The organism is Asaia sp. A2, assembly GCF_057319415.1.
Genome location: NZ_JBXWTO010000001.1, coordinates 100724 through 115149, shown reverse-complemented (window position 1 = coordinate 115149; position 14426 = coordinate 100724). Strand labels below are relative to the sequence as shown.

Annotated in this window: 9 protein-coding genes; 5 read left to right on the top strand and 4 right to left on the bottom strand. The window is 59.2% G+C overall.

Translation table 11 applies throughout. From position 1 onward, the window contains the following. The first annotated feature begins 225 nt into the window (after positions 1-225). Entirely contained in the window at positions 226-3189 is a 2964-nt protein-coding gene (locus tag ACWNRM_RS00545; RefSeq protein WP_485169299.1) for a TonB-dependent receptor domain-containing protein, read from the top strand. A 132-nt stretch (positions 3190-3321) separates the two neighbouring features. On the opposite strand, the gene ACWNRM_RS00540 is transcribed toward ACWNRM_RS00545, so the two are convergent. Continuing rightward, the gene (locus ACWNRM_RS00540; protein WP_485169013.1) at positions 3322-4437 is read right to left on the bottom strand and encodes a glycosyltransferase family 32 protein; all 1116 of its coding nucleotides are present in this window, start codon (positions 4435-4437) and stop codon (positions 3322-3324) included. Further along, entirely contained in the window at positions 4430-7324 is a 2895-nt protein-coding gene (locus ACWNRM_RS00535; RefSeq protein WP_485169012.1) for an ATP-dependent DNA helicase, read from the bottom strand. Before ACWNRM_RS00535 ends, ACWNRM_RS00540 begins: the two co-directional genes overlap by 8 nt. Positions 7325-7491: 167 nt before the next feature. Between ACWNRM_RS00535 and ACWNRM_RS00530 the strand changes: the two genes are divergently transcribed. From ACWNRM_RS00530 to ACWNRM_RS00520, 3 genes are read left to right on the top strand one after another with little or no spacing between them, the layout of a single operon-like run. After that, positions 7492-9117 (top strand): lysine--tRNA ligase, encoded by a 1626-nt coding sequence (locus tag ACWNRM_RS00530; RefSeq protein ID WP_485169011.1) that lies wholly within the window; start codon positions 7492-7494, stop codon positions 9115-9117. A 38-nt stretch (positions 9118-9155) separates the two neighbouring features. Next, positions 9156-11249 carry a lysylphosphatidylglycerol synthase domain-containing protein gene (locus tag ACWNRM_RS00525; protein WP_485169010.1) on the top strand — a complete coding sequence of 698 codons (2094 nt, stop codon included), beginning with the start codon at positions 9156-9158 and terminating at the stop codon, positions 11247-11249. Beyond that, positions 11249-11980, top strand: a complete 732-nt coding sequence (locus tag ACWNRM_RS00520; RefSeq protein WP_485169009.1) for a MarC family protein — start codon at positions 11249-11251, stop codon at positions 11978-11980. The genes ACWNRM_RS00525 and ACWNRM_RS00520 overlap by 1 nt, the downstream gene beginning before the upstream one ends. A 16-nt stretch (positions 11981-11996) precedes the next feature. Here ACWNRM_RS00520 and ACWNRM_RS00515 read toward each other — a convergent pair whose 3' ends face one another. Next, on the bottom strand, positions 11997-12587 hold the full coding sequence (locus tag ACWNRM_RS00515) for a uracil-DNA glycosylase family protein (RefSeq protein WP_485169008.1): 591 nt from the start codon (positions 12585-12587) through the stop codon (positions 11997-11999). 1 nt (position 12588) lies between these two features. Continuing rightward, positions 12589-13158 (bottom strand): RNA 2',3'-cyclic phosphodiesterase, encoded by a 570-nt coding sequence (gene thpR, locus ACWNRM_RS00510; protein WP_485169007.1) that lies wholly within the window; start codon positions 13156-13158, stop codon positions 12589-12591. A 313-nt stretch (positions 13159-13471) separates the two neighbouring features. On the opposite strand from thpR, the gene ACWNRM_RS00505 reads away from it, so the two are divergent. Continuing rightward, a complete protein-coding gene (locus ACWNRM_RS00505) occupies positions 13472-14254 on the top strand; it encodes a Bax inhibitor-1/YccA family protein (protein ID WP_485169006.1) in 783 nt (260 codons plus the stop codon). The last annotated feature ends 172 nt before the right edge of the window (positions 14255-14426 follow it).

Sequence of the window (14426 nt, the reverse complement as noted above, 5' to 3'; positions counted from 1 at the left end):
AAGCCCGATACATTTCGATCTGGAACGTTTTGTGTCAAAGAGTATTAACTGAAAACTAAAAGTAATATTTGAGTTCAAAATACAACATTAGTAAGTAACTATGTGGCAAAAATACAATATGACGAGTTGATGAATCTCGATTCAAAATATGTCTCTGGACGTGGTTTCGTTTGTGAAATCTTTTCGGCCTCAGAACGCCTTTTGGAGGTCGAAAACACGATGAAGATGATCAAGAACAAGCGACGATTGCTGCTTGTCTCCACTGTGGGTGCGGGTCTGGCCCTCGGGCAGGCGCAACTCGCCCACGCTGCCCAATCCGCCGCTGTACCCTCACACAAGGCTCACAAGCGCACGGCCAAAAAGACCACTGTCGCTGCGCGGAACCAGGCGACGACCGCTCCGGCGGCCTCGGCTGCACCGCTTGTCCGCCCTGCGGCGCAGGGCGTTGGTGTCCGCTCGATCTCGGCCAGCAACGATACATTCGCGCCGGTTTCCGGTCGTGGGGCGCGGGGTGGCAGTGAAAACATCGTGGTGACCGGTTCGGCGCTCAGCACTTCGAACAACGCCAATGCCAACCCCGTCCAGATCGTGACGTCCAAGCAGATCCTGCAGACAGGCGCCACCACCGTAGGCGATTATCTGCAGCGCCTACCTTCTGTCGGTTCGTCGGGCACCTATAACTCGCAGACGAACGGTACGGGCGGGTCATCCTGCGTGGATCTGCGTAACCTTGGCCAGAACCGTACGCTGGTGCTGATCGATGGCAAGCGTACCACGCTTAACGGCAATAACAGCTGCGTCGATCTGAACACGATCAACGTCTATCAGGTTCAGAGCATCGAGATCCTCAAGGATGGCGGCTCCGAACTCTACGGAGCCGATGCTGTTGCGGGCGTGATCAACATCAAGATGCGCCATGACCTGAATGACGCCAACATTACCGTTCGCGGCGGGATCACCGATGTCGGTGATGGCCAGACGGGTCAGATTTCCGGCTACAAGGGCTGGAACTTCGATCATGGCAAGGGCAACGTGACACTGTTCGGGTCATACATGACCAAGAGCGGGATCATGCAGCGCAACCGCGCCTGGTCACGCAATGTGCAGATCAACGATCCGACCGATGCGTCCGACCTGCTCTATGGTTCATCAATTCCGACAACAGGCAAGTATTTCACCGATTCCGGGACTTATATCCCCAATGCCAGTGGGACCGGCTACCACACGGCCACCTCTGCAGATCGCTATAATTATGGCTCGCAGCAATCCCTGACGAACTCGCTGCAGAACTCCACGCTGTCTTTCGACGCGCATTATGACGTGAACAGCCATTTCACGCCCTATGCCAATTTTCAGTACAGCCACCGTACCTCCAGCACCACCTTGGCGCCGGAGCCCATGACGGGCAGCATCTACCCGTCCAACCTGCCGTCCAGCCTCGTGATCCCGGCTGATGCGCCATACAACACGTTTGGCGAAGACGTGCTGATGTACAAGCGTTACGGCGAATGGGGTAACCGTCGTACCGAGACAGCGACCGACACCTATACCGCCATTGCAGGCGCCAAGGGCGAGATCACCCATGGCTGGATGTACGATCTGTCCTACACCTATGGCTGGAACCAGGTGACATCGCAGATGTCGGGTGTGGGCAATTATGCCAAGCTCCTACAGGAATACGGTCTGCAGCAGGTGGATCCGACCGATTCAAGTTCTGCGCTCGTTTATAACCCGTCGGTCTGTCAGGCCTCTGCCGGTTGTGTGCTGTCCGATCCGTTCAAGCCCCTTTCCTCGGCGGCTGCGGCTTATTCGAACTACACCAGCCACGATCATTACTATTACCAGCTGCGCGACCTGAACCTGCGTATGCACAACAACCATGTTGCCACCATGCCCTGGAAGGGCGGCGGCGATCTGGGCTTTGCACTGGGCATGGAACACCGTGGCGAGCAGCTTGCCTATCATCCTGATGCTGTTGTGGCGTCAGGCGACACGCTCACCAACTCGGCCTCCTATACCGGCGGTGGGTTCAACGTCACGGAAGGGTATCTAGAAGGCAAGGCGACACTTCTGCGCGACGTCTTTCTCGCCAAGGATCTGACCATCGATGCGCAGGGGCGCTATTCGTCCTACAGCACCTTCGGTGGCACCAAGAACTGGAAGGCCTCGATCAACTGGGCGCCGATCCGCGATATCCGTTTCCGCGCAACCATTGGCAGCTCCTATCGCCAGCCGAATGTATATGAGCTCTATTCAGGTGGCAGCCTTGGTTACGCCTCGGCAACCGATCCCTGCGCCCAGGCCAGCTCCTATGGCTCGCTCTCGGCCAATGTCGTCGCCAATTGCGCCAAGCAGGGTATCAACACGTCAACCTTCGTTGCGGCAAACTCGGGTCAGGTGCCGACGCTTTATGGTGGTAACGCTTCGCTGAAGCCGGAAACCGGCCGCACCTATACAATCGGTACGGTGATCACACCGCGCTGGGTGCCGGGTCTTTCCGCTTCGGTGGAATACTGGCATTACACGATCAAGAACATGATCTCGTATCTGAGCTCACAGTATATTCTTGACCAGTGCTACACAGGTGCCAGCACCAATTACTGCAACAACATCACACGCGTTTCGAGCACCAGCCAGCTGAACTCCGTGACGGACTACTATGCTAATATCGGCGGTCTGCGCACGAGCGGTATCGATTTCGACCTTGATTATCGTATCCGTGTAACACCCAGGGATGTGGTGACGCTGGGCAACAACTTCCAGCAGCTCATCAGCTACCTGCAGCAGAATGAACCGGGCGGACAGTGGTACAACTATGCCGGTCGTCTGATGTACCAGTCGGGCACTGGCCAGCCGCGCGTGCGCGACTACGCCACGGTCAACTGGCAGCATGGCAACTGGGGTGTCACCTATATGATGAAATATACGGGTGGCATGGTGTGGAACAACGGATCGCAGGATCTGAGCACGGCCCTTGGTTATGGACGCTACAAGACCCCCGGCGTGTTCTCGCATGATCTGACGATTGATTATCGTCTGAACAAGTGGACGTTCCAGGCCGGTGTGAACAACCTGTTCGACAAGCAGCCGCCCTTCGTGGCCGATGCCTCGACCAACAGCGCTGCCGGTCTTTATGGCGACCTTTATTATGGCCGCTATGTCTTCCTTCAGGCCGGGGTCAATTTCTGACCCTGCTCCAAGGGTAATGCGCCTCGTGTAACGGGGCGCGAACGCCCTGTGTGAAAGGCCGTCGGACCCTGCGTTCGACGGCCTTGCTTCGCTCAGGGTGTTGCATGTCCGGCTGCACGAAGGCTGCATGCCTTAAAGGCGATAGGACTCGTTTCCGGTCACGATGGGCGTCCGGGCTTCTCGGTAGTTGCTGCCACTGCGCGCACGATGATCCTCGATAGCCGAATAGACCAGCCCCTCGCTTTCAGCATCGAATACCCTGTGAGGGTAAGTGGTTCTGATTGGATAGATCGCCTTGGTATAGGCGTGCGGGCCCGTGATATTGAATGTCGTGACCGCGCCCGCGCCATGCACCTCGGGACGATAGGTCAGGATCTTGGTCATCACGAGCTGAATCACGCGCCTCAGATAAGGATGACCAGGCCGGGCGATGAGAAACCATTGCTGGTATTCTCCACCCTGAACATAGGCGATCGAGGCACCAATGCCCCATCCCTTGTGCAGTCCGGAGCCTGACATGTTCCATTGCGAGATCAGATACGCATCATCCGCGCGTATCATCTCATCCAGCGGTCGTGACGTCGTCGATTTGAGGTCGAGATAAACCCCACCCAGCTTGTAGATCAGCAGATAACGAAAGAAATCGGCCTTGGCGGCGCCATATTCCCCGCCAATCATCAGGTATATCTTCAGCACGTCCCAGCCATAATGCTCGGATATGAAGTCGAAACGTGCAGCCTCGTCCCAGAGTCTGAGTGACCACCCCGGGTTCATCTGGGCCGTGCGCTCTATATTGGCTGTGATGGCGGAGTCCAGTGTCGCCAGATCATTGCAGATGTAATGCAACAGCCGCGGCACGGGCTCGGATGATATCTGCGCAGGCGCAATGACCGGGAAGCGGCGCAGGCTGAGGCAAACGAGTTCGCCCCAGTTGGCGCGTTCCATGACCATGTCGCGTGAGCCGTCAGGGGCGTGAGACCAGATGGTGCCAGAGGCATCGCGCAGCTGATACACGGCGGGTGCCGTCTGAAGCAGGTTCCACCCGGCAGGTGCATTGAGCAACAGGCGGCGTTGCGGATCGATGCCAAGCAGGGTTTGCCCAGTGCCTTCCAGAACCGTGCCGCGAATGGGACTGTCTGTATCCGGCTTGGAGCTATCCGTCGGCCCGGTCGTCCCCATCTGAGAAGCCTCTGTCCCGTTGAGGATGAGAACATCCCCGGACATGGTCACGAGGGCTGTGTCAGACATCGTGCGGATCACTCTCCGTTACTGCGAGGGGCTCACGAGGAAGGAATTCCCCGATTTGCCGCACCGCCTGCGCGAGGCTCACACGCTCGACAGTGACGCCCTCAGGAAAGGCGGAGAGCAGGCGTGAGGGCATGCGTCGATCGAGAATGACGAATACCCCGTGGTCATCGCCCTTGCGTATCAGCCGGCCGAAAGCCTGACGCAGTTTCATGCGCGTGAGACGGTCGTCGTAATCGCGCGGGTCGTCGGGAGAGAGCGCCTTGCGTCGCTCGCGATGCAGGATATCGGGGCGCGGCCACGGTGTGCGCTCGAAAACGACCAGACGCAGCGCCTGACCCGGCACATCCACGCCGTCGCGCATCGCGTCGGTGCCGAGCAGGCAGGAATGAAGCTCGGTGCGAAAGATATCGACCAGGGTGGCGTTATCCATCGTATCGACATGCTGCGCGTAAAGCGGCAGGCCTGCTTCCTCCAGCGGTGCCGCAATCCGCTGATGCACGGCGCGCAGACGGGAGATGGCGGTAAACAGCCCCAGCGCACCGCCTTCCGACGCCATGAAAAGCAGCCTGTAGGCGCTTGCCAGCGCATCGAGATCGTTCGGTGGAACATCCGTGACGATCAGCGCGCGTGTCTGGCTGGCGTAGTCGAACGGGCTGAGCAGCGAGGCCCGCATGGGCGGCTTGATGAAATGCGGCGTACCCAGTCGCGTCTCGGCCGCCTGCCATCCCTGTTCGACCAGACGGGGGGCAGGGCCGCTCTCACCCTGCGGGGGCGTCTGGTCACGCAAGGTGGCCGAGGTGATCAGGATGCCATGCGCCGGCCCCTGCATGACCGAGGCAAAGGGAATGGTCGGGTCGCGCCAGTGACGGTGCAGGCCAATATCGCGCTCGCCCGGGCGGCCGGGGACATATTCGAGCCTGATGAGATCGATGAATGCACTTCCCGATTCAGGGGTGTCGCCCAGCACGGTATCGAGCATGGCGATCCAGCCCTCTACACGCGAAATGGCCCGCCGGCGGATAGAGCGTATCATGGCCTCGATACGCAGCCTCTGCGCCGCTTCCAGCGCGTCATCCGGCTCACTCAACAGGGCCTTGAGTCGCTCGACGAGGGTTTCGAGCGGCGTGAGCAGGCGTCGTAGCGCCGTATCGAAAGGGTCTGCCGCCCCCCTGAGCGTCTCGCCAGCCGGGTGGAGCTCACATTCGGACGTGTCCTGTCCCGCCGCGCCAATGCGGCGGGCTTCGAGCTGGGCTCTGAGCGCCCGGAAAAACTGTTCGGCGCTGTTGGTAATCAGCTCCGGCACTTCCGGCTCCGTCGCGTCATCCTCGCCATTGAGGCGACCGAGCCAGCCCGGTGCGGGCAGGGCATGGGCTGCGGAGAGAATGGCATCCAGCGGCGATTCCAGCGCCGGGGAGGTGGCGACGAGGTCCTCCAGCCTTCGGCGTAATCCGCGCGCCCGCGAGCGGCTGCCCTCGGCGCCGAGCAGCCAGCGTCGCAGCTCCGCCGCCTCCAGTCCCGAAAGGGCGAGCGAGAACGCGCTATCCGCCGCCTCAGGCAGGTGATGCCCCTCATCGAAGAAATAGCGCGTTGGAAGCTGGTCCTCATCAGGCACATCGTCACGTGCGAGGCTGGCCCAGCTTGCTTGCGACAGCACAAGAGCATGATTGGCGATCACGAGATTGGCGCCGCGTGCCCGACGAATGGAATGTTCGACAAAGCAGGTCTGATAATGCGGGCAGGCGCCGTGGATACACTCGCCCCGTCTGTCAGCCATGCCATAGATCGTGCTGGTGCCGAAGATATCGCCAAACCAGCCTGGCAGGTCGCCCCCCATCAGATCGCCATCTTCGGTTGCTTCAGCCCAGCGCGCCAGCATGGACAGGCCGACAAGCGCAGCGGGTGAGGGGTTTGGCCTCGACGCCAGGGTGTTGACTGCGTCTTCCATGTTCAGAAGGCAGAGATAGTTCTCCCGTCCCTTGCGCAGAACGACGGTATCCCGGCGTTCCGCATCATCGGGATAGAGGCGGTGCAGCTCCTGCTCGATCTGCCGCTGCAAATGCCGCGTATAGGTGGAGATCCAGACTGGTCCATCATTCTGTTCGGCCCAGACGCTGGCCGGGGCGATATAGCCAAGTGTCTTGCCTGTCCCGGTTCCGGCCTCCGCAAGCACGATTTCCGGTATCCCGAATCCCTCACGTGGGGCGAGGGCGTGGGTGACGGCAGAGGCATAATCGGCCTGTCCCGGGCGCGTCTCGGCCTTGTTACCCAGAATGGCCGAGAGGCGGGCACGCGCCTCGACCGGGCTGACGGGACGGCTTCCCGGTGGTGGTCTTTGCGCCATCTCCTCCCAGCGCGGCAGACGCCGCCAGACGCGCAATGCCTCGTAGGGATGGCGCTGTCTTGAGGGAGTTGCCGCCAGTTCCGTCTCGACAAACGCCGCCCAGGCCCAGCCTGCGCGGGACAGAAGCGGAAGCAGGGCCCGCATGCTGTCAGCCTCGCCCGTCTCTGCCAGGCGGGTGAGGTTCTGGCGCAGCATTTCGAGAAGCTGATGCAGAAAATCTGCCTCGCATGGGTCCGGGGCCATCATCCCCAATGCCAGAGCCATACCCCGAGGGGTCGGCACGACAGGGCGTGTGGGAAAGAGAAACAGGAACAGTTCGAGCAGATCGAACCACGGCACGACCTGGCCCGGTGGCGTGAGACCCAGTCGCCTGATTGTGGCCGGACCATGAATCAGCAGCGGTGGGGGGAGCGTCGCCAGCAGCTGTGCCGCCTCATTTGCATCGAGGGAGAGAAGCTCGCCATCCGGTGTCAGAACCGACGCCCGCGCTCTGGTCGTTACAAGGGCAGGGGCATCATAAGGTAAGGCGCGGGAGGGTGTGGGCATCACACTGACCATAGACGCACTCGCGCCCGCCCGCCAGCAGGGCGTTTCCTTTGCCATATGCGGCCTGAAGCGGGGTGGAATGGGCAGATTGGGCAGCCTGTGAAGAAGAGGGGCTAACGCCAACTTGCTTGACCCGGGGCGGAACTATTTCTAGTTTTCGACCAATCATGTCCAGCATTGCAAAAAACAACGCCTCCCTCACTCCAGACGCCCTCGACCTGCCAAAAGCATGGCCGTTCGAGGAGGCGCGAAAAATCGTGGCCCATGTCGAGGCACGAGGCGGCGATGCTCCGGCCCTGCTTGAGACCGGCTATGGCCCGTCCGGCCTGCCCCATATCGGCACTTTCGGTGAGGTTGCGCGTACGACCTGGGTGCGTCTGGCTTATGAACGCCTGACGGGACGCAAGACACGTCTGCTGGCTTTCAGCGATGACATGGATGCGCTGCGCAAGGTTCCGGGCAACGTCCCCAATCAGGAGATGCTGGCGCAGCATCTCGGCCTGCCACTGAGCCGCATCCCTGATCCGTTTGGCAGATTCGAGAGTTTCTCAGCGCATAACAACGCGATGCTGTGCGAATTCCTCGACCGTTTCGGCTTCGAGTACGAGTTTGCGTCCGCAACCGATTATTACACATCGGGCCGTTTCGATGCGGCGCTGCGCCGTATGCTTGAGGTGCATGACGAGGTTGTGGCGACCATTGCGCCCACGCTGGGTGCCGAACGTCGCGCGACCTACTCGCCTGTGCTGCCCATTCATCCGCGCACCGGTCAGGTCATGCAGGTGCCCGTGACCAAGGTTGATCCAATTGCCGCAACCGTGCAGTGGCAGGACCCCGAGACGGGCGAGAATTTCGAGACCTCCGTGCTGGGTGGTCATGCCAAGATGCAGTGGAAGGCCGACTGGGCCATGCGCTGGTATGCGCTCGGCGTGGATTATGAAATGTCGGGTAAGGACCTGATTGACAGCGTCAAGCTGTCCAGCAAGATCTGCCGTATCCTTGGCAAGGCCCCGCCCGCGGGCCTGACCTATGAGCTGTTTCTGGACCAGAACGCCCAGAAGATCAGCAAGTCCAAGGGGAATGGTCTGTCGATCGAGGAGTGGCTGCATTACGCGCCGCCGGAGAGCCTCGCGCAGTACATGTTCAATCAGCCGACACGCGCCAAGCGCCTGTTCTTCGATGTCATCCCCCGTGCCATGGACGAGTATCTGGCCAACCTGGACAAGGCTGTCGAGACGCAAGACGACACCACGCTGCGCGCCAACCCGGCCTGGTTTATTCATGGCGGCTCGCTCGACAAGGGGCTCTCCAGCCCGGTCTCGTTCACGGCACTGCTGAATCTGGCCTCGGTCGCCAATGCCGAGACCAGCGATACACTCTGGAAATTCCTGCGTCGTTACGACCCGAACCTCTCGCCGGAAACACACCCCTATGTCGATCGCCTGGTCGGCCACGCTCTGGTGTATTTCAAGGAGTTCGTCCGTCCGGCCAAGACGTTCCGTGCCCCGACCGATCTGGAGCGCGTTGCCTTGCAGGATCTGGCGGACGCCTTGAAACTGGCAGACCCAGGACTATCTCCTGTTCAGGTTCAGGATATCGTTTTTGAAATTGGCAAGAAACATCAGATCCAGCCGCTAAGGGCATGGTTCGGGTGTCTCTACGAGGTGTTGCTCGGGCAGACCGAGGGACCGCGCTTTGGCATCTTCGCCTCGCTTTTCGGCCTGCCGGAAACGGTGGCGCTGATTGAAAATGCCCTTGCCCGCGATGTTGCCGTGGCTGATGCCAATATTTGACAGGTGAAGAGACGATCAGCAGCCTTGATTGAGGGGTCATGACCGTTCAGGAACAGACAACACCCTGCTGTGAGGAAGGCGAGGCCAAACCTGCGAGCCCTTGGCGGCGCGTGGCCTGTCGTCTTCCTGCGCTGCTGGGGCTCATTCTTCTGGTGGCGGCGATCTACGTTATCCAGAAAGAGCTCAAATCGCTCTCTCTTGCCCAGATTAGGGGTGCTCTTCAGGCCATACCGGCACAGGCATTGCTGGCTGGGGTGGGCTGTACCTTCCTGTCCTATTTTATCCTGTCTTTCTACGACCGGCTGGCCTGTTATCATATCGGGTCGAAGCAGTCGTTCCTGCGCACAGCCTTTGCAGCATTCTGCTCATATGTGCTCTCGCACAACCTGGGCTGCTCAGCCATTTCTGGCGCGGCCGTGCGTTTTCGGCTCTATCGCAACTGGGGGGTGTCGCCTGGCGGCATCGCCCAGATTATTGCTTTTTGTTCCACCACCTATCTGCTTGGTGCGATGGCGCTCATAGGCGGCGTGTTCCTGTTCGAGCCCGGCCATATTCCGCTTGTGGCGCATCTGCCCCATCTGGTCCTGCAACTGGGTGGTGCGGCGGCCTGGCTTTGCGTACTTGCCTATCTTGGCGTGTCACTGCGATATCGCCAGATGCGCATCTGGCGTTACACGCTCGACGTGCCGGGTTTTCGCGTGGCTGTGGCACAGGTCATTGTCAGCGCTGCCGATATGGCCATGACAGCCTTGATTGCCTACGTCCTGTTGCCTCCCGAAGCGGCGATCGGCTTTCCGGCATTCCTCGCCATCTACATCGCCTCCTACACTGCCGGTTTGGTCGCGAGTGTGCCGGGTGGGCTGGGCGTGTTTGACGGCGCGATGCTTCTGGCTCTTGGGCCCTATCTGCCTACCCCGCAGATTCTTGGCGTGATCCTGACTTTTCGTCTGTTTTATTATATTATCCCGCTCTTTCTCGCCGGCGGCATGTTTGCCGTTCATGAGTTGTTTCTGCGTGGTGATGCCGCTTGGGCGCGTCGTCATGGCACAATGGCGGGGGCGGCAGTTGTCAGGCGTCCCAGCCAGGTTGTGCGTGAATCCGAGGCCGATTTCTCAGTTACGGTTGCAACAGGTGTGGTGGCCGGAACCGGCATATTGCTCGTGTTCTACGCCGTGGCCATTCCTGCGCCTCTCCTTGGCACGCCATTCACTCATCTCATGTTACAGCTGGCAGAGTTCCTTCTGTGCCTGACCGGGGTGATGCTTGTGGGGGTCGCTGCAGGGCTGGCGCAGCGCGTGACTGCGGCCTGGCGGGCGGCGCTCACCCTTTTGGGCGTTGCCATTCCACTTGTCATCCTGCGGCAGGGGCCATTGGCGATCCCGCTCTGCCTGATGATGGTGATGTTCCTCATCGCGCCGTTTCGGTCGTGCTATTATCGAAAAGCGCGGCTCTTTGCCGAACCGCTCAGCCCGACACTCATGGCGCCTGTAACGCTCTGGATCATCAGCCTCGGCAGCGTGGGGCTGTTTGCCCTACGCCACCACCTCGGTCATGCATGGTGGCGCTCGCTGATCTATGACGCGCACACCTCGGTCGTTCGCTGGGCGCTGGGCATTTCGGCTCTGCTCGGCATTGTGGCCGTCATCCAGATGCTACGTCGCAGCCACGTGCTTGTGCGTCCCTGGGACAAGGAAAGCGAGACGCTCTACCGCAACCTGGCTCACGCCCTTGAGGAGCTTGGCCCCCGTCGCCCGAGCGGTCTGATTTTAAATGACAACGGCCGCGCCGGTATCCCGTTTCTGCGTACGGGTCAGTTCATCATCGGCGTTGGAGATCCTGCCGGCGCGGAGACCGAGTGCATTGCCGCGATCTGGCGTCTGCGCGATCTTGCCCTCGAAGAAGGGCGACATCCTGTTTTCATCAAGGTTGGGCAAGCGCTGCTGGGTGTGTATCACGACATAGGCATGACGGTTTGTCCCAATGGACCAGGTGAGAGTGGTGCGCTGTGCTGCCTCGCTCAGGATCTTCAAGCGGTCAAGGCTGTCCTGGGTAGTGAGCACAGACGTCTGAAACGCCTGCTGCACACGAGGCATTTTCTCTCAGTCAAGGCCCGCACAGATCAGGCCGGATAATGAATCTGCCCCATGTGTTGACACAGCAGGTCAGGGTCAGTGACGTAACAGCTATATGGCTGATGGCGTATTCGGCTCTGTTCTCGATCGTCAACCCTCTCGGGGCGTCGCTGATCTTTGCGCAGATGACGCTCGGGCGTCCGCGAGGGCAGGTTGTTCGCCTGGCGCGAACAGTCGGATTTTACTCTTTCATCATCCTGATGGTGTCGGTCTGGCTCGGTGGGTGGATCCTGAGCTTTTTCAGGATCACAATCGATGCGTTGCGCGTGTCCGGTGGCCTCGTTGTCGCTTCTCGTGCCTGGGCGCTCTTGCTTGCGCCCGAGGAGAGTGAGGCCCGAAAGGAACGTCAGGTTCTCGATCATGACGCGTCCAACGTCGATAATGATCTGGGAGACCGGGCGTTCTTTCCACTGGCGATGCCATTCACCGTGGGGCCGGGCAGCATTGCCGTGGCGATAGCGTTAAGCTCTGGTCGGACGCTGGGGGCTTCCGCAGCAAGCTATATTATTGGCCTGTCTCTTGCGGTGCTCGCGATAGCCCTGACTGTCGTCATTTTTTACACCTATGCCGAACGGATTGTGAGCTCTCTGGGGCGGACGGGCGCCCGAATTGTGAGTCGCCTTGCAGCACTCATTCTGCTCTGTATCGGTATCCAGATTCTCTTCGCGGGACTGGAGGGTTTCGTCGTTTCGACGCTCAGGCATGTGAAGCAGCTCGATCTGGTACCTTGATCCTGAACGGTAACCGTCAGGCAAGCGCCTTTCGTATCTCTTCTCGCAACGCCGGGATAACTTCTGCACGAAACCACGGTGCGCGCCTTTCCCAGACGCCTGTCCGCCAAGAAGGATGGGGAAGAGGAAAGTAACGTGGCAGATAGTCCCGATATTGACGCACCCGATCCGTTACCGCGCCACGCCCCAGGGTATGGTGTTGACTATAGGAGCCAACCAGCAGGATGAGCCGTAACTCCTGCAAATGGCTGAGGACCTGATCACGCCAGGCGGGAGCGCACTCAGGCCGAGGCGGCTTGTCGCCGCCATTGGGCAGGCGACCTGGATAGCATAGTCCCATGGGCAGAATGGCCACCTTGCCTGTGTCGTAGAAATCCTCTTCGGAGAGGGCCATCCATTCCCGTAACCGCCGGCCTGAGGGGTCATAGAATGATTTGCCACTCTCATGGGCAATCGTGCCCGGTGCCTGACTGGCAATCAGGATGCGTGATGTTGGCGAAACATGAATGAGCGGCTTCGGACCCAGCGGGAGGGAGGCCTCGCAGATTCGGCAAGCCCGGACGCGCGAAACCAGTTCGGCAAGCGTTTCATCAGATTGCGTCGACAATTCAGAGAGACCATGTTTCCAAAGAGGTGATCGTATCAAGTCTCAGCGGATATGCCGAACAGGTTTCGTAACATGGAGCCTCACTGCCGCGATGAGAGCAGAGCAGTACGAAATGCTCATAGCTCAGGGCTTTGCCGTGCAGAAGGTTCTGCCCCTGGATCCAGCGCACCACGTCGCCGCTGGGATCGTCTTCGAGAACTCCCAGTCCGATCCGGGGAATGAAACGTCTCTTTTCCAACACTACCCCGCAACGCCTGAGAGCGGTTTCGACTTTTCCTTGCAGCGCAGTGAGAGTGCTGGACGGCGCGATACCCGCCCAAAGCCGGGACCGTGCACCTTGTGTCGCAATCCCGACGCCGCTGGGTTCGAGTTGCACAGGATCAGTCGAGATCGCAGCCAGCGCATGATCAATATCCTCCATGAGCGGGCGCGTCCGCACCTCGCCAATGAAGCGCAAGGTGAGATGGTAGGTCTCCGGAGGGTACCAAGTCACACCGGAGATCGGGCGGCGTAGTGAAGAGAGAAGACGCTTGTGTTCGCTGGCAAGATCGAGAGCGGTAAACAGGCGCATGAGCATTTCCTGGCAGGCGGGTGAGCAGGTATCGCGATCCTGTGCGGTGGTCGGCTCAGGACCGGATAAGATGGCACGCGGGCGATGCTGGCAGGCAGGATGACGTTGAGGGTTGAAGAGTCAATTTGATAGCGCAGCAGGGTGGTTCTGTCGTATCCTAAGGATCGATAACGCACCGCAACGCAGCAGTTTCGGCAAGGGCGACAAATGTATCTTAGAATGTCGTTCATCACGGTCGACTTGACCACTATGCTAAAAGCGCCACATTGAAGAAACAAAAGGTCAATCTGGCCAATTTTCAGGAAAGGGTGTCATGGCTTTCGTTCCAAATTCTCGATCTGGTAATAACTCGGGTAACACCGGAGCCGCCAGGGTCGATACGGTCGATGCCGGTTTGCGCGCCTATATGCTCAGCGTTTACAACTGGATGACAGCGGGGCTGGTAGTGACCGGTTTCGTGGCATACGCCGTAGCCGAAACCTCATTACGCGACCTCTTCTTCCGTCAGGTTCTGACGCCGGGTGGCATCCTTACCCGTCCGACGGGGCTGGGCATGCTCACGATCTTTGCCCCTCTGGCATTTGTCATGGTCATGTCGTTTGGCGTCAACCGCCTGTCGCGGCAGGCAGCACAGGGGCTGTTCTGGGCCTTCTGCGCCGTGATGGGAGCCAGCCTGTCGAACATCCTGATCGTCTATACCCATACCTCGGTAGCGAGCACGTTTTTCGTCACGGCAGCGACTTTTGCTGCAATGTCCCTGTGGGGCTACACGACCCGACGTGATCTGAGTTCGCTCGGTTCGTTCCTCATGATGGGATTGATTGGTCTGGTTATTGCGAGCCTGGTCAACATGTTTCTGCACAGTCCGGCGGTTTCATTCATGGTCAGCCTTATTGGTGTGGTGCTGTTCACGGTTCTGACAGCGTTCGATACGCAGCGTATCCGCGCAACCTACCAATATTATCTGTCCTATGTGGGGCCGGATGAAATGGGCAAGCGCAGTGTTTACGATGCGCTTTCGCTTTATCTGAACTTCATTAACCTCTTCACCTTTCTGCTCCAGTTCATGGGCGTTCGTAATAATAATAACAGCTAAGTACTGATCTAGATCAATGATCTATTTACAGGGGTGTGTCTCAGGCACGCCCCTTTTTGTTTATTCAGACTATTTCAGTCTGGATAACTTGTCTTTTCTGTCTGAACTGAATCTAAAAAATCCGCAATATATTGCGGCCAAAAAGCGAAACTGATCGCTAAAGTATTGATTT

Excerpts from the sequence above, each read along its gene's own strand:
- ACWNRM_RS00535 (WP_485169012.1), bottom strand. The coding sequence starts at position 7,324 with ATGCCCACACCCTCCCGCGCCTTACCTTATGATGCCCCTGCCCTTGTA.
- ACWNRM_RS00525 (WP_485169010.1), top strand. The coding sequence starts at position 9,156 with ATGACCGTTCAGGAACAGACAACACCCTGCTGTGAGGAAGGCGAGGCC.
- ACWNRM_RS00530 (WP_485169011.1), top strand. The coding sequence starts at position 7,492 with ATGTCCAGCATTGCAAAAAACAACGCCTCCCTCACTCCAGACGCCCTC.
- ACWNRM_RS00520 (WP_485169009.1), top strand. The coding sequence starts at position 11,249 with ATGAATCTGCCCCATGTGTTGACACAGCAGGTCAGGGTCAGTGACGTA.
- ACWNRM_RS00505 (WP_485169006.1), top strand. The coding sequence starts at position 13,472 with ATGGCTTTCGTTCCAAATTCTCGATCTGGTAATAACTCGGGTAACACC.
- ACWNRM_RS00540 (WP_485169013.1), bottom strand. The coding sequence starts at position 4,437 with ATGTCTGACACAGCCCTCGTGACCATGTCCGGGGATGTTCTCATCCTC.
- ACWNRM_RS00545 (WP_485169299.1), top strand. The coding sequence starts at position 226 with ATGATCAAGAACAAGCGACGATTGCTGCTTGTCTCCACTGTGGGTGCG.
- thpR (WP_485169007.1), bottom strand. The coding sequence starts at position 13,158 with ATGCGCCTGTTTACCGCTCTCGATCTTGCCAGCGAACACAAGCGTCTT.